This is a genomic window from Neorhizobium sp. JUb45 (genome assembly GCF_004343585.1).
Lineage (GTDB): Bacteria > Pseudomonadota > Alphaproteobacteria > Rhizobiales > Rhizobiaceae > Neorhizobium.
In genome coordinates, this window is the sequence record NZ_SLYW01000002.1 from 560,686 (window position 1) to 578,488 (window position 17,803).

A 17,803-nucleotide genomic window follows, 5' to 3' on the forward strand; every position below is an offset into this window, starting at 1 on the left:
GAGTTTTAACATCTGCTGAAAAAGCGTCCGCCAGTTCGATCGAGGGTTAACAGGGCATGGACGGGCCGCGGTAAATTCCACCGGCATACATGTACGAATGCCTGCCATGAATAATCCTGATTGGATTTTGGCCTTCGACTGCGCTTCCATGCCCGCAGACCAAAAGAGGGAACCAGCATGACCCGCATTCTCTACACGTTGCGCGGCAAGGACGAGGGCCGGCCGTTTTCGCCACATTCGTGGAAAGTGCTGATGGCGCTGTCCCACAAAGGACTGGATTTCGTAGAAAGACCGACACCTTTCACCGCCATTCCGGCATTGGAAAACGGCTTTTCCAAAACGGTGCCGATCCTGCGTGATGGTGAGGTGCTGGTGGCAGACAGTTTCGATATCGCCCTTTATCTGGAAGAGGCGTATCCCGATCGCCCCAGCCTGTTCGGCGGCGAGGGCGGTAAGGCACTGTCGCGCTTCGTCGAACGTTTTTCGCAATCGACCATCCATCCGGCGGTCACCGCGATTGCCGTGTCCGATATTCACGACATGCTGGAGGACGAAGACCAGCGCTATTTCCGGCGCACGCGCGAAACATTTCTCGGTCGCACGCTGGAAGAGATGCGCACCGGCCGTGAAGCCGCCATCGCCGCCTTCGCGCCAAAGCTCGAGCCGTTGCGGCAGATGCTGAGCTATCAGCCTTTCCTCGGCGGCGGAGGCCCGCTGTTTGCCGATTACATCCTGTTCGGCGCACTGCAATGGCTGCGCATTACCACCGGAGCCGATGTTTTCAACAGCGACGATCCTGTTCGAGACTGGTTCGAGCGCTGCCTTGACCTTCATCAAGAGCTGGGCCGGCGTGTGACAGCCGCATGAATTTGGCGCCCGCCAGATGAACAATGACGCGAACCCCCTTGTTTCCGGCGCTTGGGGCGGGTAAACACCGCCCACTTTTCCGCAAAACAAAGGATAGAGACATGGCGATTGAACGCACCTTCTCGATGATCAAGCCGGACGCAACGAAGCGCAACCTGACCGGCGCCATCACCAAGGTATTCGAAGACAACGGCCTGCGCATCATCGCCTCCAAGCGCGTATGGATGTCGACCCGCGAAGCCGAAGGCTTTTACGCTGTTCACAAGGAACGCCCGTTCTTTGGCGAACTGGTTGAAGGCATGACGTCTGGCCCGACCATCGTTCAGGTTCTGGAAGGCGAAGGCGCCATCCTGAAGAACCGCGAAATCATGGGCGCGACCAACCCGGCCAACGCTGACGAAGGCACGATCCGCAAGCAGTTCGCCCTGTCGATCGGTGAAAACTCGGTTCACGGTTCGGACGCTCCGGAAACCGCTGCGCAGGAAATCGCCTACTGGTTCGCTGAAACCGAAATCGTCGGCTGATTGCCGGATTGACGTTTTGAACTGATGGAAAAGCCGGTGCGCAAGCGCCGGCTTTTTTTGTGTTTCGGGACTGGGATGGAAACGCCGTTGCGTACGGTTGCCGGCATCCGGCCGCTTGTTTTCTTGTCTGCCGTGCGGCACATGCGGTTATGGTCTTGCTGCATCGCAGCATGAAACAGAGGCCATCCAAACGCGCCCATTACAGGATCTGCCGTCTTGAAATATTTCCGCCTTCTCGCACTCGCCGCTCTTCTGTCCTCGCCCGCATTTGCGGCTGAAAACCCGGCACCTGCACCGTCTGGCCATTACGTGTCCGACCCCGCCCATTCGAGCGTCTTCTGGAAGGTAAAGCGTCTTCGCCTTTCCAACTATACCGCCCGTTTCACGCGCATGACGGCGGATCTGGAATGGAACGCCGAAAACCCCAGTGCCTCCAAGGTCACGGCAACCATCGATCCGCTATCGGTGCGCACCGAATATCCGTTCCCGGAAAAGGAAAATTTCGACGAGGAAATCGGCAAGACCGAGCGGTTCCTGAATGCTCAGCCAATCAGCTTCGTATCGACATCCGTCACCATCACCGGCGATAACCGTGGCGAAGTGATCGGCGATCTCACATTTCGCGGGCAGACCCGTAAAACGACGCTCGACGTGACCTTCAACGGCTCGATGGCCGAGCAGCCGGGTACGAAAAAGCCCAAGATCGGATTTTCCGCCGTCGCCACGCTGAAGCGCAGCGAATGGGGGCTGGCCCCGAGCATCAAGTCGATCGGTGAAGACGTGACCGTCATCATCGAAACCGAGTTTCAGCCGGCCGATAGCGGCCAGAAATAAGCCTGCTCAGCTCCACTTGTCCCGCGCACTGTCATCGGCATCTTTTGCCGCCACCCAGTCGCGGGGCTGGCCGTCGACGCCATGTTCCTTTTTCCAGAACGGCGCCGATGTTTTCAGGAAATCCATGACGAAATTCGCGCCGTCGAAGGCGGCCTGCCGATGCGGCGAGGCGGCGATGACGAGCACGATGTTTTCCCCCGGCGCGATCTTGCCGTAACGGTGTACGGCGGTCAGGCCCATGAGGTCGAAGCGCTCGATCGCAAGTCCGGCGATACGCTGCATCTCGGCTTCCGCCATGCCCGGATAATGTTCCAGCTCAAGCGCCGACAGCGTGTTCTGCTCTCCACGGCACAGGCCGACGAAGGAGACGATGGCGCCGATATCGGTGCGGCCATCGGTCAGCACGTCGATTTCGGATTGCAGGTCGAAGTCGTCGGACTGGACGCGGATTGTGGGGGTAGGGCGTGTCATCGGTCGTCTCCGTGGAGTTGGGTCGGCGTGCTTGGGGCAGAATATGCCGCACCGTATCCCGGCCCTTCGCTTTGGCTCAGGGCGTTCGAAGCTCAAAACGCTCCACTGGAGCGTTTTGCCGGCTGAAGCCGTCGCTTCTCACCCACCCGTCATCGGTGGAAAGATGCCGATTTCATGCGCGCCGGCAATCGGTTCGTCATGCTCGACATGTTCCTGATTGACGGCAACACGGATGACGTCTGGGTATTCCAGCGCCGCTTCGTAACCATCGCCCAGTGTCTTCAGGTACGCCAGCAGATCGCCGGCCGTCACCACGCTTGCCGGAAGCTCGATCTCTTCTTCCGGCTTGTCGATGCGTTCGCGCACCCAGGCGAAATAGACGATCTTGACCATCATTCTTCCACGATATGTTTCAGGCCGGCGCGGAAATAGTCGTAGCCGGTGTAGAAGGTCAAAATCGCAGCGATCCAAAGAAGCGTGATGCCGATCTCGGTCGTATATGGCAGATAGGCTTCGCCGGCGGGGCCGGCCAGAAGGAAGGCGATCGATACCATCTGGATCGTCGTTTTCCATTTGGCGATCTGGGTCACCGGTACAGCCACTTTCAACGCTGCCAGATATTCCCGCAGGCCGGAAACGAGGATTTCGCGGCACAGGATGGTGATCGCCGCCCAGAGTGACCAGCCGGCAATCGTCTGGTCGGCGGCAAGCAGCAAAAGCACGGCCGCCACCAGCAGCTTGTCGGCAATCGGGTCAAGCATACGGCCGATATTGGACGTCTGGTTCCAGATACGGGCGAGATAACCGTCGAGATAATCGGTGATCGAGGCAACGACAAAGATCCAGAAGCCGGCCCAACGGGCGAAATCCGAACTTTCAAGCTTGCCCTCGACGAAGAAGCAAAGAACGATCAGCGGCACGGCGATAATGCGCGCATAGGTCAGAAGATTGGGAATGCTGTATGCGCGCGATGCCATTTTCGACCTGTCTCTGGGGTTTGCCCCTAGTTGAGGTTTTCAACCGCCAGCGTCAACAGGCTTTCGCGGCTTTTTTACAGGCGATTGCGTCAGTTCGACCGGTTCTCATGGAAATGGTTATAGACCTGCTTGGCCACCGCCTCCGAAATCCCCTCGACCGCCATCAGATCATTCAATCCCGCGCGTGAAACCGCCTTGGCCGTGCCAAAGTGCTGCAGAAGCTTGCGCTTGCGGCCCGGGCCGATGCCGGAAATCTCGTCCAGCGGGTTCTTGATCATTTCCTTCTTGCGCCGTGCCCGGTGCGAACCGATGGCAAAACGGTGCGCCTCGTCGCGCATGCGCTGGACGAAATAGAGAACCGGATCACGCGGCGGCAGCGAGAAATCGCTTTTGCCATCGGCAAAGAACCGTTCGCGGCCGGCATCGCGGTCGACGCCCTTGGCGACGCCGATGGCGGTGACGACGTCGCGGATGCCGAGTTCATCGAGAATGGCACGCACCGCCGTCATCTGGCCCTGGCCACCGTCGATCAGGATCACGTCGGGCCATGCCGGGAAGGCGGCATCGTTGATGTCGTCACTGGTCGTTTCGGCCGGTGTTTCCGCATTTGTCGGCGCCGAAATGCTGCGGTTGGGAATGCCTTCTTCCTTGATGAGGCGCGAAAACCGCCGCGTCATCACTTCCTTCATCATGCCAAAGTCGTCGCCGGGGGTAATGTCGGTCGATTTGATGTTGAACTTTCGGTACTGGCCTTTGACAAAACCTTCCGGTCCCGCAACGACCATGCCACCGACGGCATTGGTGCCCATGATGTGGGAGTTGTCGTAGATCTCGATGCGGCTCGGCACGTAAGGCAGCTTGAAGGTTTCGGCGAGACCGGCCAGCAGACGTGTCTGCGACGAGGTTTCCGCCAGTTTTCGCCCATGCGCCTCGCGCGCGTTGGCAGCGACGTGATCGACGAGATCGCGTTTTTCGCCACGTTGCGGCACGTTGATAGACACCTTGTGCCCGACCTTTTCCGAAAACGCGAGCGCCAGCAATTCCTGTTCCTCGACCGTTTCGGAAAGCAGGATCTGCTTCGGAACCGGCTTGTCGTCGTAGAACTGCGCGAGGAAGGCGTTGAGCACTTCCGAGCCCGGCATCTGCGGGTCGGCCTTCGGGAAATAGGCGCGGTTGCCCCAGTTCTGGCCGGTGCGGAAGAAAAACACCTGAATGCAGGTCAGTCCTGCCTCATGGTAGATGGCAAAAATATCCGCTTCCTCGACGCCGGCCGGGTTGATGCCCTGATGGCTCTGGACGTGGGAAAGCGCCGCCAGACGGTCGCGATAGATCGCAGCGCGCTCGAAGTCGAGATCGTCCGAAGCCTCAGCCATCTGTTGGGCGATGACGGTTTTGACGTTCTGGCTCTGGCCGGAGAGGAAGTCCGATGCCTCTTTCACCAGTTCGGCATACCCCGCATCGCTGACCTCATGCGTGCAGGGGCCGGAACAGCGTTTGATTTGGTAGAGCAGACAGGGCCGCGTGCGTGTCTCGAAAACGCTGTCGGTGCAGGTGCGCAGCAGAAACGCCCGCTGCAGCGAATTGATCGTGCGGCCGACCGCGCTCGCCGATGCGAACGGACCGAAATACTGGCCTTTTCGCGCCCGCGCACCGCGATGTTTCAATAGGGCAGGGGCGCGGTGGTCGCCGCTGATGAGAATATAGGGAAACGACTTGTCGTCGCGCAAAAGCACGTTGAAGCGTGGGCGCAGGCGCTTGATCAGGTTGGCTTCGAGCAGCAGCGCCTCGGTTTCCGTCCGCGTCGTGACGAATTCCATATGGGTGGTTTCGCGCACCATGCGGGTCAGGCGGTTGGAATGCAGCCGCCCCTGCGCATAATTGCCGACACGCTTCTTCAGGCTGCGCGCCTTGCCGACATACATCACGTCGCCGGCCTCGTTGAACATGCGGTAGACGCCCGGCGCATTCGGCAGGTGTTTGACGAATTCGGCAATCAGGTCGGCGCCCTTGAGGCCGGTATCGTGCTTGACGGCTTCGTTCCAGTCGATCGCCGTCGTCAGGCGTGCGACATCACCGTCCGGGGCTGGGGAGTCCAGCACGGAATCGTCCTCGTCTTCGTCGGTCTCGTCATAGAGCACACCGCCGTCGGGCAGTTTTGCAGAAGTCATTCATTGATCTCCGCCACATCCGGCGTTTGCCACGCCAGATGCTGGCCGCCGTCGAGCGCGACCATCTGGCCGGTGATCGAAGGCGTATTGAACAGAAAGCGAATCGTCCGCCCGAATTCCTCCGGTGCCGGACCCTGCTTTAATATAAGGGCGGAGAGTTGGGTCTGAAAGTCCTCGTCTGTCTGTCTCGGGCTTTTGAAGCTGGGGCCGGGGCCGATCGCATTGACCCGAACGCGTGGACCATAGGCCTGCGCGAGCGTCTGCGTCGCCGTCCACAGAGCCGATTTCGACAGCGTGTAGGAATAGAAACGCGGCGTCAGTGCCCATACGCGCTGGTCGATGATGTTGACGATCAGGCCGGATGTGTTGTCGGGCAATTGAGCAAGGAAGGCGGCCGAGAGGATCGAAGGTGCCTTCACATGGATGGCAAAATGCTGCTCGAAGGCTTCGGCGTCGAATGTTTCCGCGCTGTCCTCGCGAAAGATCGAGGCATTGTTGACCAGAAGGCCAAGCGGCCCGAGTTCGGCCGCGACTCGGGGCACGAGATTTTCTGATTCTGCAGGGTCGAGAAGATCGGCCTGGATTGAAATCGCCTTTGCGCCGTCCTGCCGCAATCGGGCAGCCAGCGATTCAGCCTCGTCAATTGCCTCATTGGCATGAATGGCAACGGCAAATCCGTTTGCCGCCAGATCGCTGCATATCGCAGCTCCAATCCTTCGGGCTGCTCCGGTCACAAGTACGGTTCTGGGAAATTTCACGGGTAAATCTACGCTTTTTGCTGCTGATCCGGCCTTTATGCTCCATATAAACATTGAGGGGGTCAAGCGGAAGACGTATCGAAATGATGCTTGCAGTCGCTGCACCAATGTTCTATTGCGAGATGGCAATGTAATGTTGAAGATTAAAAATAATATACTTATTTAAACTTTTAGGTAAGGTTAACAAAGTGCGTGTTGCGATGAAGCAACATCAAACTTCAGCCGCCTCGCCGCCACAAACAATTCACATTTCGGCTCTTTCATCTCCGCAATTGACCTTCAATTTCATCTCCAACGGGCGACGAACGAAAAATGTTTTGGAACCACACGGGCTCCGCAACGTTCACTGACCCGAGTACAAGGAGATTAAGTATGCGTACCATTATCGCTTCCATCATCGTTTCCGGCGTAAGCCTCATCGCAGTTTCGGCTGCCCAGGCTGCTGACGCTGTCGAGCAGATCCCGGAAGCACCGGTTGCCATGGACCAGCCGGCTCCGGCTGCTAACTGGTCGGGTTACTACCTCGGCGCCACCGGCAACTACGATTTCGCCGGCAAGGCAAGCGGCGGCGACGCCGACAGCAAGGCCGACGGTTTCGGCGGTTCGCTCTACACCGGTTACAACTGGCAGAGCGGCCAGGTCGTCTACGGCGTCGAAGCTGACGTCGGCATGGCTGACCAGAAGGGTTACGCCGGTAACGGCGTCGACATGAAGGAAGGCTGGAACGGTTCCGTTCGCGGCCGCGTCGGTTACGACCTCAGCCCGGTTCTCGTTTACGGTACGGCCGGTGTTGCTGCTGCCAACAACAAGGTATCCAACGCTGCCGGTTCTGACGACAAGACCGCAGTCGGCTACACGGTTGGCGCCGGTGTCGAAACGATGGTGACCGACAACATCACCGCTCGCGTCGAATACCGCTACACCGATTACCAGAAGAAAGACTTCAACGTCGGCGGCACCACCTACTCGCGTGGTTTTGACGACAACAGCGTCAAGGTCGGTATCGGCATGAAGTTCTGATCCGATCCTTCGGATTGATTTTGAGAGGCCGGGAGCGAAAGCTCCCGGCCTTTTGCATGTTCGAATTCAACAAATGCGATCGTCATGCTCGGGCCTGTCCCGAGCATCTGCCGCGGTGAATTTGTGGCACCGTGGTCGGATCCTCGGCACAAGGCCGAGGATGACGAAGGAGCGTTTTGCCGTGGCTCAATCCATCTGGATATTGGCGTTCTTGACCACCGGTCCCCATTTGGCCAGTTCCGCTGTCACATGCTTGCCGAGCTCTTCCGGCGTCGAACCGACGATGGTGGCGCTGAATTCCTTCATGCGCTCCGCCACTTTCGGGTCCTTCAACGCCGCATTGGCCGCCTCGTTGAGTTTGGCGACGGCTTCCGGCGGCGTGCCTGCCGGTGCGAAGAGCGCATTCCACGTATAGGTCTCGTAACCCGGCACGGTTTCGGCGACCGTGGCTACGTCGGGGAAGGACGGCGCACGTTCCTTGGTGGTGACACCCAGCGCCTTCAGTGTCTTGCCCTTGATGTGGCCGGAGGAGGAGGGCAGGTTATCGAACATGATCGAGATCTGGTTGCCGATCAGGTCGTTCAAGGCCGGCCCGGCACCCTTGTAGGGAACGTGCTGCATGGTGGTGCCGGTCATCGACTTGAACAGTTCGCCTGACAGATGCAGCGGCGTGCCGTTGCCGGATGAAGCGTAGGAATATTTGTCCGGCTCCTTCTTCAGGAGATCGATCAGTTCCTGCACCGAATTGACCGGTAGTTCCGGATTGACCACCAGCACGTTCGGCACCACGACCAGTAGCGAAACAGGCGCAAAATCCTTTTCCGGATCGTATGGTTTTGTTTTCAGGATCAGCGGGTTGAGGGCATGTGTTGCGACGGTGCCCATCAGGATCGTGTAACCATCCGGTTCGGCGCGCGCCACGCGGTCGGCACCGAGATTGCCGCCGGCGCCCGCCACGTTTTCGACCACCACCTGCTGGCCGAGGATCTCGCCCATCTTCTGCGCAACCACGCGGCCGACCACATCGGTGGAGCCACCCGCGGCAAAGGGGACCACCAGCGTTATGGTGTTGTTTGGAAAGTCTTTAGCCTGTGCGGTCGAACCGAGCGACATCAGAGCCAGTGTTGTACCGGCAAGCGCAAGCGCTGTCCGCCGCGTGAACGCAGAGTGTGTCATGAAATTTCCTCCATCGCGGCCTCCCGCCGCTCACGCGATAGTAGCGGAGGAGGGGATGAGAGCAAGCTTTTGCAGCCCGCCCTCATCCTAAGGTCGTATAGAGGTCTTCAGTGAAGAGCAGGCCGGCTCAGCCGTTCGACTTCATCTCGTTGTAATCGCCAAAACGCTTGGCGAAGGTTTCGCGCCATGCCGCGAGAAACGGGCGATCCTCTTCCCACTGGCTGGCAAAGCGCAGGTCGAGATAACCGAGCAGCGCCGCCAGCGAAAAATGGCCGCCGTTCAGTTTTTTGCCGGTCTTCGGCAGGTTCTTTTCCAGATGATCGAGGCCACGCGTGACCTTGCTCCACTGCTTGTCGATCCACGGCTGGTGGATCTTGTCTTCCGGGCGAAAACGGCGCTCATAGACGATGGCGAGCAGGCAATCGGTGATGCCGTCGCACAGCGCTTCCAGCACTTCCGCATCGGTGCGCTTCTCGTGCTTTTTCGGATAAAGCCGATTGCCGGACAGGCGGTCGAGATAGGACATGATGGCGACGCTGTCATACACGGCGCGGCCATCGGCCGTGAGCAGCGTCGGAATTTTTCCAAGCGGATTGTTGTCGATCAGTTCAGACGGTTCCGGCCCGGTTTCCGTCTTCACTTCTTCAACGTCGAGGCTGAGATAACGGGCGGCCATGCGGCATTTCGCCGAATAGGGAGAGGCGGGCGAATAAAGGATTTTCATTGCGAGAATACCATGTTGGAGATCAGAAAATTATTGTGCCGGCGGCACGCTGACGCGGGATAGAGAGCAACTGCGCCGATCGACTTCCGGGCAGGTGCGGAAACCGAAATCCTTGGTCATGCAGATACGAACCTCTTCCAGCTTGTCCCGCTCGCAGGTGACGGCGACGCCCTGCGGCTGCATGCCGGGATTGGCCGCAATGAACGCTTCTTCGATTGCCTTGGCAGAGGTCGTCTGGGCCTTTGCCGGATCGGCGAGCCCGGCGGGCATTTTTACGCGATCATACGCGGTGCGGATCGCGGTCAGATAATCACGCTGCGAAAGCCCGCTGCAGGCGCCATGCTTGCGCCACTGGTGGCCGATCAGCCCCATCGACGGCATGATATCGAACAGCGGTTCGCCCAGCTGGTTCGGCACGCGGCCAGCTTCGCCGGTGGTGCAGAATTCCGGATATCCGCGGTCGTATTGCGGCCACAGCCCGTGCACGATGAAGCCGAAATCCTTGTCCCCACCGCATTGTTGCGCGTTACGTCCGCCTCTTTGCGTGTCGCAGAAGGTTGGCGACCACGAAAGCGACAGGACATAGAAATCAAACACGCCTGCTTGCCCGCGCGGGCGATTGCGCTCCTGTGACGAAACGTCTGTCGCCAGCGTCAAAACAGATGAAAATGCCAGCATTGCTGTGGCTGCGATCCGGATGGCAGCGAAAAATTTCCTCGTCATGGTCGAAAAATCCCGGTCTCTGGAACATCAATGCGTGGGAAAGGTTGAATGGTTAGGAACTTGGCGGCTAAGCTGCTGCTTCGCGGGCGGCTGCACGTTGTGGCCGTGGTGAGGAGTGAAGAGCGAAACGGCTTAATGACATTCAAGAAATACCTATGGCCGACCGTGGGTGCGCTGACGATAGCGCTTTCGGCATGGCTTCTCTACAAGGAATTGCGCGGCCTGTCTCTCGACGATCTGTGGGACAGTTTTATCGCCATCCCCATGATGGACTGGTTTCTGGCGGCATTGTGCACGCTGGTCGCCTATGCGGCGCTGGCAGGCTATGACCGCATCGCGCTGATGCATCTCGGCAGGAAAATCGACTGGTGGTTCATCACCATCTGCTCCTTCACCACCTACGCCCTGTCGCACAATGTCGGCGCCTCGGTGGTTTCGGGTGCCGTCGTGCGTTACCGGGCCTATTCGACGCGTGGCATGACCCCTTCGGAGATCGGCGTGCTGATTGCCGTCTGCTCCTTCACATTCATCCTCGGCACGCTGCTTCTGGCCGGTCTGGTTCTGGTCTATGAACCGGAGCTGATCGAACGTTTTGGTGATCTGGTGCCGGTCGAGGCGTCGGCTGCGACGGGTGTTCTCATCCTGGCGCTGATCGGTCTTTATGTCGTGGCAAGCTTCATGAAGCTGAAGCCGCTGAAGCTCGGCTCGATCAACATCTTCTATCCGGCCCCGAAGGTGGTTCTTCCGCAATTGCTGATCGCTCCCATCGAGCTGATCGGTGCTGCCGGCATCATCTATTTCGCGCTGCCGGAAGCCGGCAATCCCGGCTTCATGATCGTGCTTGGAATTTTTCTGATCTCGTTCTCGGCAGCACTGCTTTCGCATGCGCCGGGTGGCCTGGGCGTGCTGGAACTGGTGTTCCTTATGGGCCTGCCGGACATGAACCAGGCGGATGTCATTGCTGCCCTGCTGGTCTTCCGGCTGTTCTACCTGATCATCCCGTTCATCATGGCACTGGTGGTGATCCTGATCTTCGAACGATCACAGTTCAAGGCCAACAACCCGCCGGACTTGCGGCGTGGCGAACAGCACGAGAGCTGAACAGAGAAAAGGCGCCTCCAGGGGCGCCTTTTCGTCAGTCTTCGTCGCGTTCGATAACCTCTTCGCCGCGCAGCCAGAAGGCGCGTTGCGAGGCATAACGATCCTTCGCCATGGCCTCCTTCAGCGCTGGAAGCACCAGATGCAGCTCGTCCTTCAGCGTGAAGGGCGGGTTGACGACGATGACGCCTGAACCATTCAGCCCGGTCGCTCCACGGTCGCTGATCACCGTCAGTTCGGCGCACAGCATTTTTGGAATGTTGAGTGCCTGCAACTGTTCGTGAAACGCCTTGATCGGCGCGCCCTTTTTCAACGGATACCACAGGCAATAGGTGCCGCCCGGAAAACGCCGGTACGCGGTGGCCAGTCCCTTGGCGAGGCGCTCGTATTCGCCTTCGATCTCGAAGGGCGGATCGACCAGCACGACACCGCGTTTTTCCTTCGGCGGCAGATGCGCGCCGAGCGCCAGCCAGCCGTCGAGTTCGGTGACGCGGGTCTGGAAATCACCTTCGAACAGGCGCGAAAGGCGGTTGAAGTCGTCGGGATGCAGTTCCATCGCCGCCAGCCTGTCCTGCGGACGAAACAGCATGCGTGAAAGTTTTGGCGAGCCGGGATAGAGTTTGAGCGTCCCGTTTTTGTCGAAATCGGGGTTCAGCTCGCGCACGGCATCCAGATAAGGCTTCAGCACCGCAGCGACCTGCGGCGAAAATTCCGCCGCCATCACCTTGCCGATACCGTCGCGCCATTCGCCGGTCTTTTGCGCTTCTTCCGAAGACAGGTCGTACAGGCCGATACCCGCATGCGTATCGAGCACGCGAAAGGCCTTGTCCTTCTTCTGCATATAGATGACCAGCTGCGCCAGCACCGCATGCTTGAGAACATCGGCAAAATTGCCGGCATGGTAGATGTGGCGGTAGTTCATGGCTGCTCCGGATGAATAAAACTGATGAGCCGCAAATCTTGCTTTTTGCGTGCCTGCCCATGCCATATAGAAATCCGATGAACATTGCGACGCCCATCTCCACTCGACACCTGCCCGGCCACAATTCCGTGGCGCACACGGTCTGTCCGCACGACTGTCCCTCCGCCTGCGCGCTCGATATCGATATCACTGCTGACGGAAAGATCGGACGGGTACGCGGCTCGGCCGACAACAGTTATACGGCCGGCGTCATCTGCGCCAAGGTCGCGCGTTATGCCGAGCGGCTTTACCATCCCGGCCGCCTGATGGTGCCGCAGCGACGGGCAGGGGCCAAGGGCGATGGCAACTGGCAAGAGATCTCGTGGGAGGCGGCGCTCGACGAGATTGCCGACGCTTTCGTCAAGGCCGAGGCGCGCCACGGCTCGGAAGCAGTCTGGCCGTATTTTTATGCCGGCACGATGGGGCAGGTGCAGCGCGACTCGATTGAACGTCTGCGCCATGCCAAAAAGTATTCGGGCTTTTTCGGCACGATCTGCACCAACATGGCCTGGACCGGTTATGTGATGGGCACCGGCGACCTGCGCGGCCCAGATCCGCGCGAGATCGGCAAGGCCGATTGCGTGGTGATCTGGGGCTCGAACGTCGTCTCCACGCAGGTCAACGTCATGACCCATGCGATAAAAGCCCGCAAGGAACGCGGCGCAAAAATCGTCGTCGTCGACATTTACGACAACCCGACCATGAAACAGGCCGACATGGCGCTGACCGTGCGCCCCGGCACTGATGCGGCGCTCGCCTGCGCCGTCATGCACATCGCCTTTCGCGATGGTCATGCCGACCGCGCCTATATGGAAAAGTTTGCCGACGATCCTGCCGGTCTCGAAGCGCATTTGAAAACCCGCACGCCGGAATGGGCATCCGCCATCGCAGGTCTGTCGGTCGAAGAGATCGAGGCTTTTGCCCGGCTGATCGGCACGACCAAAAAGACCTTCTTCCGGCTCGGTTACGGTTTTGCCCGCCAGCGCAACGGCACCGCCGCCATGCATGCGGCACTTTCCATCGCCACGGTGCTCGGCTCCTGGCAATACGAGGGCGGCGGCGCCTTTCACAACAATGGCGCCATCTATCATCTCGACAAATCGCACCTGATGGGCACGGCTTTCGTCGATCCCGATATCCGCATGCTCGACCAGTCGCAGATCGGCCGCGTCCTGACCGGCGATGCCGAGGCGCTGCGGCATCGCGGCCCGGTCGATGCGCTGCTGATCCAGAACACCAACCCGATGAATGTTGCGCCCGAACAACGCCTCGTCCGCGACGGTTTTATGCGCGATGATCTGTTCGTGGCGGTGCACGAGCATTTCATGACCGATACGGCGAAGGTCGCCGACATCGTCCTGCCGGCCACCATGTTCGTCGAACATGACGATCTCTATCGTGGCGGCGGCCACATGCACATTCTGCTCGGCCCCAAACTCGTCGAGCCGCCTCCGAGCGTGCGCACCAACCTCTTCGTCATCGAGGAACTGGCCAAACGCCTTGGCATCGACCACTGTCCCGGTTTCGGTGAGGATGAGCGCAGCCATATCGACCGCATTCTCTCCGACAGCGGCTGGCCGGGTTACGACGATCTGGCGCGCGACAAATGGATCGACGCCCAGCCGGATTTCGAAACCGCGCATTATCTCAACGGCTTCGGCTACGATGACGGCAAATTCCGCTTCAGCCCCGACTGGGCAAACGGTCCTTCACCGGACATGCCGCCGGAAAATGTCGGGCCGCTCGGGCCCGTCGCCAATCTTCCGATCTTCCCGGATCATGTCGAGCTGATCGAGGCACCGGACGAGGAGCACCCTTTCCGCCTCGCCACGTCGCCTGCGCGAAGCTTTCTCAACTCCTCTTTCACAGAGACAAAGGGCTCTGTGCAGAAGGAGGGGCGGCCCGACGTGATGATCGAGCCATCCGACGCCGAACGCCTCGGCATCGCTGACGGCGATATCGTGCACATCGGAAACTGCCGTGGCGATATCCGGCTGCATGCCCGCATCGTTGCGGGTGCGCGGGCGGGTGTGCTGGTGGCTGAGGGGCTGTGGCCGAATTCGGCGCATCTCGATGGCGAGGGCATCAATGTGCTGACCGGCGCCGATGCCGTTGCGCCCTATGGCGGTGCCGCATTTCACGACAATCGGGTCTGGCTCCGCAAGGGCTGATCCTGCATCATCATGCCCAAATGGAATCACAGGAACGGACATGATCGACATCGACGCTTCCGAAACCGAACGCGTGCGCCTGATTGGCCGCGAAACGCTCTACAAGGGCTTTGTAAGTCTGGAAAAACTGACGTTTGAACAGCACATGCGGGATGGCAGCCTCGTGACCGTTCATCGCGAAGTCCATGATCATGGTAGTGCCGCCGCCATTCTGCTTCATGATGCGAAGGACGACACGGTCGTTCTGGTGCGCCAGTTTCGTGCCGGCGCCTTCGTCAATGGCGATGCTGCCTTCATGCTGGAATTGCCGGCCGGACTGATCGATGAGGGTGAAAATCCTGCCGAGGCGGTTGTTCGCGAGGCAATGGAGGAAACCGGCTTCAAGATCGATGAAGTGCATCATATTTGCGAGATGTACCCGACGCCCGGTGCACTGACGGAAAAGCTGTCGCTGTTTGCCGCCAGCATCGATGCCACTCACAAGCTCGGGCAGGGCGGTGGGCTTGCCGGTGAAGGCGAGGATATCGAGGTCGTCACGCTTGGCCTTGACGAGGCCTATCGTATGATCAGCACCGGCGAGATTACCGATGCCAAGACCATCGTCGCGCTGCAATGGGCGATGATCAACCGTGCTGCGCTCTCGTCCGGCAATCTTGGCTGAGGCAAGGGCGTCTGAGTAGCGTGAGCAACTCGGGGTAAGGCTATACCATCAGGCCAGCAGAATCACACCTTCCCGTGCCGCTGCCGCCCGCAGTTGTTTGTCGAGCGTGGCAAGCGGCAAGTGTAGGTCTATGGCCAGCGCGAGATAGGCGGAGTCATAGGCTGTGAGACCGTGGTGTTCGGCGAGGGTGAATTGGTTCGTCGCCTTCTATAACACGCGTGTACACCGGACGGTTGCGAACTTTTATCATCCCAGCCGTAACGGCATTGAATGTTATGCGGTTTCGCCGCCGTGCCATCATCAGCACGTTGCGCACTTCATGCCACAGCAAATCGGGCGCAGTGGCGCCCGTCAGTTCTATTCGCTCAAGAAGTGCATCTGTCGTTGGAGAAGCTTCGTCCGGCAATACCCAAGTGCAAACGACTGAGGCATCTATGACGAAACCGGCCATCATTTGCGGCCGATTGCCTTCCATTCCGCGATCTCTTCTTGCGTCACGCGCGGCATGTTTGCCCGAAAAGCCTTGATTTCCTCAATAGCTTTTCGTCGCGCCTCCGGATCGAAAGCCGGTTGCGCTAGGCTCGTTACCTGCGCCACCGGCACGCCATCGCGGACGAGGACCACGTCCTCGCCGGCTTCCACCTTTGCCAGCAATTCATTGAGATCGGCATCGCCGACATTGACCGTGATCGTCATCGCTCTGCTCCACCTGATGCCATAGGATAGAACCGGCACGAAAAACCGTCAATCGCGGCTCAGAGACCGGCGGAAACGATCCGCTGGTCCGCGCGGGAAACGTCCGTGCTCGCGACAGAAACGGCCTTGCCGCCTTCCATCTTCACGCGCTCTTCGGCCAGCGCCTTAAGCGTCAGCGGATAGAGCTTGTGCTCCACGGTCAGCACGCGTGCGGCCAATGTATCAGATGTGTCACCGGACAGAACCGGCACCGCCGCCTGCGCCACGATCGGGCCTTCGTCCATGCCTTCGGTGACGAAATGCACCGTGCAGCCGGCGATCTTCATGCCGGCATCGATGGCGCGCTGGTGGGTGTGCAGACCGGCGAACAGCGGCAGAAGCGAAGGGTGGATGTTGATGATCCGGCCTTCGTAACGGGAAATGAAATCACCCGAGATCAGCCGCATGTAACCGGCAAGGCAGATGATATCCGGCTTGATCACCTCGAGCGCTTCAAGGATTGCCGTTTCATGTTCGATTTTGCTGCCATAGGCCTTGCGTTCGAACACGCGGGTCATGATGCCGCGAGCGGCGGCCTTGGCGAGGCCGCCGGCATCCGGCTTGTCTGAGATGACGGCAACGATCTCGGCCGGAAAACCTTCACTCGCGCAGGCATCGGCCAGCGACACCATGTTGGAGCCACCGCCGGAGATGAACACGACGACGCGTTTGCGACCCGAAACCGTTACAGCCGATGTCATAGGCTAAGCGTGCCCTTGTAGACGGTGCCGGCACCGCCTTCTTCTCGGGCGATGATGCGACCGAGCTGCACGACGGTTTCGCCTTCAGCGGCCAGCGCCTCGGTCACGGTCTTTGCGTTTTCAGCCGCAACGACGACGATCATGCCGACGCCGCAGTTGAAGGTGCGCAGCATTTCGTTCGGCGCAACGCCACCCGTCTTGGCCAGCCACGAGAAGACCGGCGGAACCGGAATGTTGGAAAGTTCGATTTCGGCGGCCAGATGGTCGGGCAGGACGCGCGGAATATTGTCCGGGAAACCTCCGCCGGTGATGTGGGCAAGCGCCTTCAGGGCGCCGGTGCTGCGGATCGCGGCCAGAAGCGGTTTCACATAGATGCGGGTCGGTGTCAGCAGCGCTTCGCCGAGCGTCTTGCCGTCCGCGAACGGGGCAGGGGCATCCCAGCCGAGGCCGGAGAGAGAAACGATCTTGCGCACCAGCGAAAAGCCGTTGGAATGAACGCCGGAAGAGGTGAGGCCGAGAATGACGTCGCCTTCGGCCAGATCGCCGGCCGGCAGCAGCTTGCCACGTTCGGCGGCACCGACGGCAAAGCCCGCGAGGTCGTAATCGCCTTCGGAATACATGCCCGGCATTTCGGCGGTCTCGCCGCCGATCAGCGCGCAGCCTGCCTGACGGCAGCCTTCGGCAATACCGAGAACGATCGCCGCACCCTGTTCCGGGTCGAGTTTGCCGGTGGCGTAATAATCGAGGAAGAGCAGCGGCTCGGCGCCCTGCACCACGAGGTCGTTGACGCACATGGCGACGAGGTCGATGCCGACGGTGTCGTGGCGGTTGGCGTCGATGGCGATCTTCAGCTTGGTGCCGACGCCGTCATTGGCGGCCACCAGGATCGGGTCGTTGAAACCTGCGGCCTTGAGGTCGAACAGGCCGCCGAAGCCGCCGATCTCGCCGTCAGCGCCGGGACGGCGCGTCGAGCGCACTGCCGGCTTGATCTTTTCCACCATCAGATTGCCCGCATCGATATCGACGCCCGCATCGCTATAGGTGAGACCGTTCTTGCCCGCCTCGCTCATCGCATGTTCTCCACTGAAACCATCGCATGTCTGCCGGAAACGCTCACGGATAGCAAAGCGAAACCCGGTCAGGGGCATGCATAAACAATTAGGCCCGCAATTGCACGATGGGCCGCAGGATGCAAGCACCGCACGCTTTTCCGCAGGGTTTTACAGTCCGTTCA

19 protein-coding genes are annotated in these 17,803 nt (G+C 59.7%); 7 read left to right on the top strand and 12 right to left on the bottom strand.

The window, feature by feature from the left end; all coding sequences use genetic code 11:
- Nucleotides 1–177 precede the first annotated feature (177 nt).
- The 3 genes from EDF70_RS09475 to EDF70_RS09485 all read left to right on the top strand — a co-directional run bounded on the left by EDF70_RS09475 (nucleotide 178) and on the right by EDF70_RS09485 (nucleotide 2,225).
- Nucleotides 178–867 carry a glutathione S-transferase family protein gene (locus EDF70_RS09475; protein ID WP_132273094.1) on the top strand — a complete coding sequence of 230 codons (690 nt, stop codon included), beginning with the start codon at nucleotides 178–180 and terminating at the stop codon, nucleotides 865–867.
- 101 nt (nucleotides 868–968) lie between these two features.
- The gene (gene ndk, locus EDF70_RS09480) at nucleotides 969–1,391 is read left to right on the top strand and encodes a nucleoside-diphosphate kinase (RefSeq protein WP_112728489.1); all 423 of its coding nucleotides are present in this window, start codon (nucleotides 969–971) and stop codon (nucleotides 1,389–1,391) included.
- Nucleotides 1,392–1,607: 216 nt separating this feature from the next.
- On the top strand, nucleotides 1,608–2,225 hold the full coding sequence (locus tag EDF70_RS09485; protein ID WP_165931977.1) for a YceI family protein: 618 nt from the start codon (nucleotides 1,608–1,610) through the stop codon (nucleotides 2,223–2,225).
- 6 nt (nucleotides 2,226–2,231) lie between these two features.
- Here the strand turns inward: EDF70_RS09485 and EDF70_RS09490 are convergent, their stop codons facing one another.
- The 5 genes from EDF70_RS09490 to EDF70_RS09510 all read right to left on the bottom strand — a co-directional run bounded on the left by EDF70_RS09490 (nucleotide 2,232) and on the right by EDF70_RS09510 (nucleotide 6,599).
- Nucleotides 2,232–2,696: a molybdenum cofactor biosynthesis protein MoaE gene (locus tag EDF70_RS09490; protein WP_132273096.1), complete on the bottom strand. Its 465-nt coding sequence runs from the start codon at nucleotides 2,694–2,696 to the stop codon at nucleotides 2,232–2,234.
- 138 nt (nucleotides 2,697–2,834) lie between these two features.
- Nucleotides 2,835–3,089 carry a molybdopterin converting factor subunit 1 gene (moaD, locus tag EDF70_RS09495; RefSeq protein ID WP_132273097.1) on the bottom strand — a complete coding sequence of 85 codons (255 nt, stop codon included), beginning with the start codon at nucleotides 3,087–3,089 and terminating at the stop codon, nucleotides 2,835–2,837.
- Nucleotides 3,089–3,673, bottom strand: a complete 585-nt coding sequence (gene pgsA / locus EDF70_RS09500) for a CDP-diacylglycerol--glycerol-3-phosphate 3-phosphatidyltransferase (RefSeq protein WP_132273098.1) — start codon at nucleotides 3,671–3,673, stop codon at nucleotides 3,089–3,091. The genes moaD and pgsA overlap by 1 nt, the downstream gene beginning before the upstream one ends.
- An 89-nt stretch (nucleotides 3,674–3,762) precedes the next feature.
- A complete protein-coding gene (uvrC, locus tag EDF70_RS09505) occupies nucleotides 3,763–5,841 on the bottom strand; it encodes an excinuclease ABC subunit UvrC (RefSeq protein WP_132273099.1) in 2,079 nt (692 codons plus the stop codon).
- Nucleotides 5,838–6,599 carry an SDR family oxidoreductase gene (locus EDF70_RS09510; RefSeq protein ID WP_245519105.1) on the bottom strand — a complete coding sequence of 254 codons (762 nt, stop codon included), beginning with the start codon at nucleotides 6,597–6,599 and terminating at the stop codon, nucleotides 5,838–5,840. Before EDF70_RS09510 ends, uvrC begins: the two co-directional genes overlap by 4 nt.
- 372 nt (nucleotides 6,600–6,971) lie before the next feature.
- On the opposite strand from EDF70_RS09510, the gene EDF70_RS09515 reads away from it, so the two are divergent.
- Nucleotides 6,972–7,619 (top strand): outer membrane protein, encoded by a 648-nt coding sequence (locus EDF70_RS09515; RefSeq protein WP_132273101.1) that lies wholly within the window; start codon nucleotides 6,972–6,974, stop codon nucleotides 7,617–7,619.
- Between the two features lie 186 nt (nucleotides 7,620–7,805).
- On the opposite strand, the gene EDF70_RS09520 is transcribed toward EDF70_RS09515, so the two are convergent.
- From EDF70_RS09520 to EDF70_RS09530, 3 genes are all read right to left on the bottom strand, one after another.
- Nucleotides 7,806–8,795: a tripartite tricarboxylate transporter substrate binding protein gene (locus tag EDF70_RS09520; protein WP_132273102.1), complete on the bottom strand. Its 990-nt coding sequence runs from the start codon at nucleotides 8,793–8,795 to the stop codon at nucleotides 7,806–7,808.
- A gap of 127 nt (nucleotides 8,796–8,922) precedes the next feature.
- On the bottom strand, nucleotides 8,923–9,519 hold the full coding sequence (locus EDF70_RS09525; RefSeq protein ID WP_132273103.1) for a glutathione S-transferase: 597 nt from the start codon (nucleotides 9,517–9,519) through the stop codon (nucleotides 8,923–8,925).
- A 30-nt stretch (nucleotides 9,520–9,549) separates the two neighbouring features.
- Nucleotides 9,550–10,242, bottom strand: coding sequence for a ribonuclease (locus EDF70_RS09530; protein WP_132273104.1), 693 nt, complete (start codon nucleotides 10,240–10,242; stop codon nucleotides 9,550–9,552).
- A 135-nt stretch (nucleotides 10,243–10,377) separates the two neighbouring features.
- Between EDF70_RS09530 and EDF70_RS09535 the strand changes: the two genes are divergently transcribed.
- Nucleotides 10,378–11,343: a lysylphosphatidylglycerol synthase domain-containing protein gene (locus EDF70_RS09535; RefSeq protein ID WP_132273105.1), complete on the top strand. Its 966-nt coding sequence runs from the start codon at nucleotides 10,378–10,380 to the stop codon at nucleotides 11,341–11,343.
- Nucleotides 11,344–11,377: 34 nt separating this feature from the next.
- Here EDF70_RS09535 and EDF70_RS09540 read toward each other — a convergent pair whose 3' ends face one another.
- Nucleotides 11,378–12,262, bottom strand: a complete 885-nt coding sequence (locus EDF70_RS09540) for a 23S rRNA (adenine(2030)-N(6))-methyltransferase RlmJ (RefSeq protein ID WP_132273106.1) — start codon at nucleotides 12,260–12,262, stop codon at nucleotides 11,378–11,380.
- A 77-nt stretch (nucleotides 12,263–12,339) separates the two neighbouring features.
- Here EDF70_RS09540 and EDF70_RS09545 point away from each other — a divergent pair, with 77 nt between their 5' ends.
- Both EDF70_RS09545 and EDF70_RS09550 read left to right on the top strand, forming a co-directional pair.
- Nucleotides 12,340–14,472, top strand: coding sequence for a molybdopterin oxidoreductase family protein (locus EDF70_RS09545; protein ID WP_132273107.1), 2,133 nt, complete (start codon nucleotides 12,340–12,342; stop codon nucleotides 14,470–14,472).
- A gap of 40 nt (nucleotides 14,473–14,512) precedes the next feature.
- A complete protein-coding gene (locus tag EDF70_RS09550; RefSeq protein WP_132273108.1) occupies nucleotides 14,513–15,133 on the top strand; it encodes an NUDIX domain-containing protein in 621 nt (206 codons plus the stop codon).
- Between the two features lie 450 nt (nucleotides 15,134–15,583).
- Here EDF70_RS09550 and EDF70_RS09560 read toward each other — a convergent pair whose 3' ends face one another.
- Genes EDF70_RS09560 through purM form a run of 3 tightly spaced genes read right to left on the bottom strand, consistent with a single transcriptional unit; the run spans nucleotide 15,584 to nucleotide 17,639 of the window.
- Nucleotides 15,584–15,829, bottom strand: coding sequence for a type II toxin-antitoxin system prevent-host-death family antitoxin (locus EDF70_RS09560; RefSeq protein WP_132273109.1), 246 nt, complete (start codon nucleotides 15,827–15,829; stop codon nucleotides 15,584–15,586).
- Nucleotides 15,830–15,888: 59 nt separating this feature from the next.
- Nucleotides 15,889–16,569 carry a phosphoribosylglycinamide formyltransferase gene (gene purN / locus EDF70_RS09565; RefSeq protein ID WP_132273110.1) on the bottom strand — a complete coding sequence of 227 codons (681 nt, stop codon included), beginning with the start codon at nucleotides 16,567–16,569 and terminating at the stop codon, nucleotides 15,889–15,891.
- Nucleotides 16,566–17,639 (bottom strand): phosphoribosylformylglycinamidine cyclo-ligase, encoded by a 1,074-nt coding sequence (gene purM / locus EDF70_RS09570; protein ID WP_132273111.1) that lies wholly within the window; start codon nucleotides 17,637–17,639, stop codon nucleotides 16,566–16,568. The genes purN and purM overlap by 4 nt, the downstream gene beginning before the upstream one ends.
- Nucleotides 17,640–17,803: the final 164 nt, after the last annotated feature.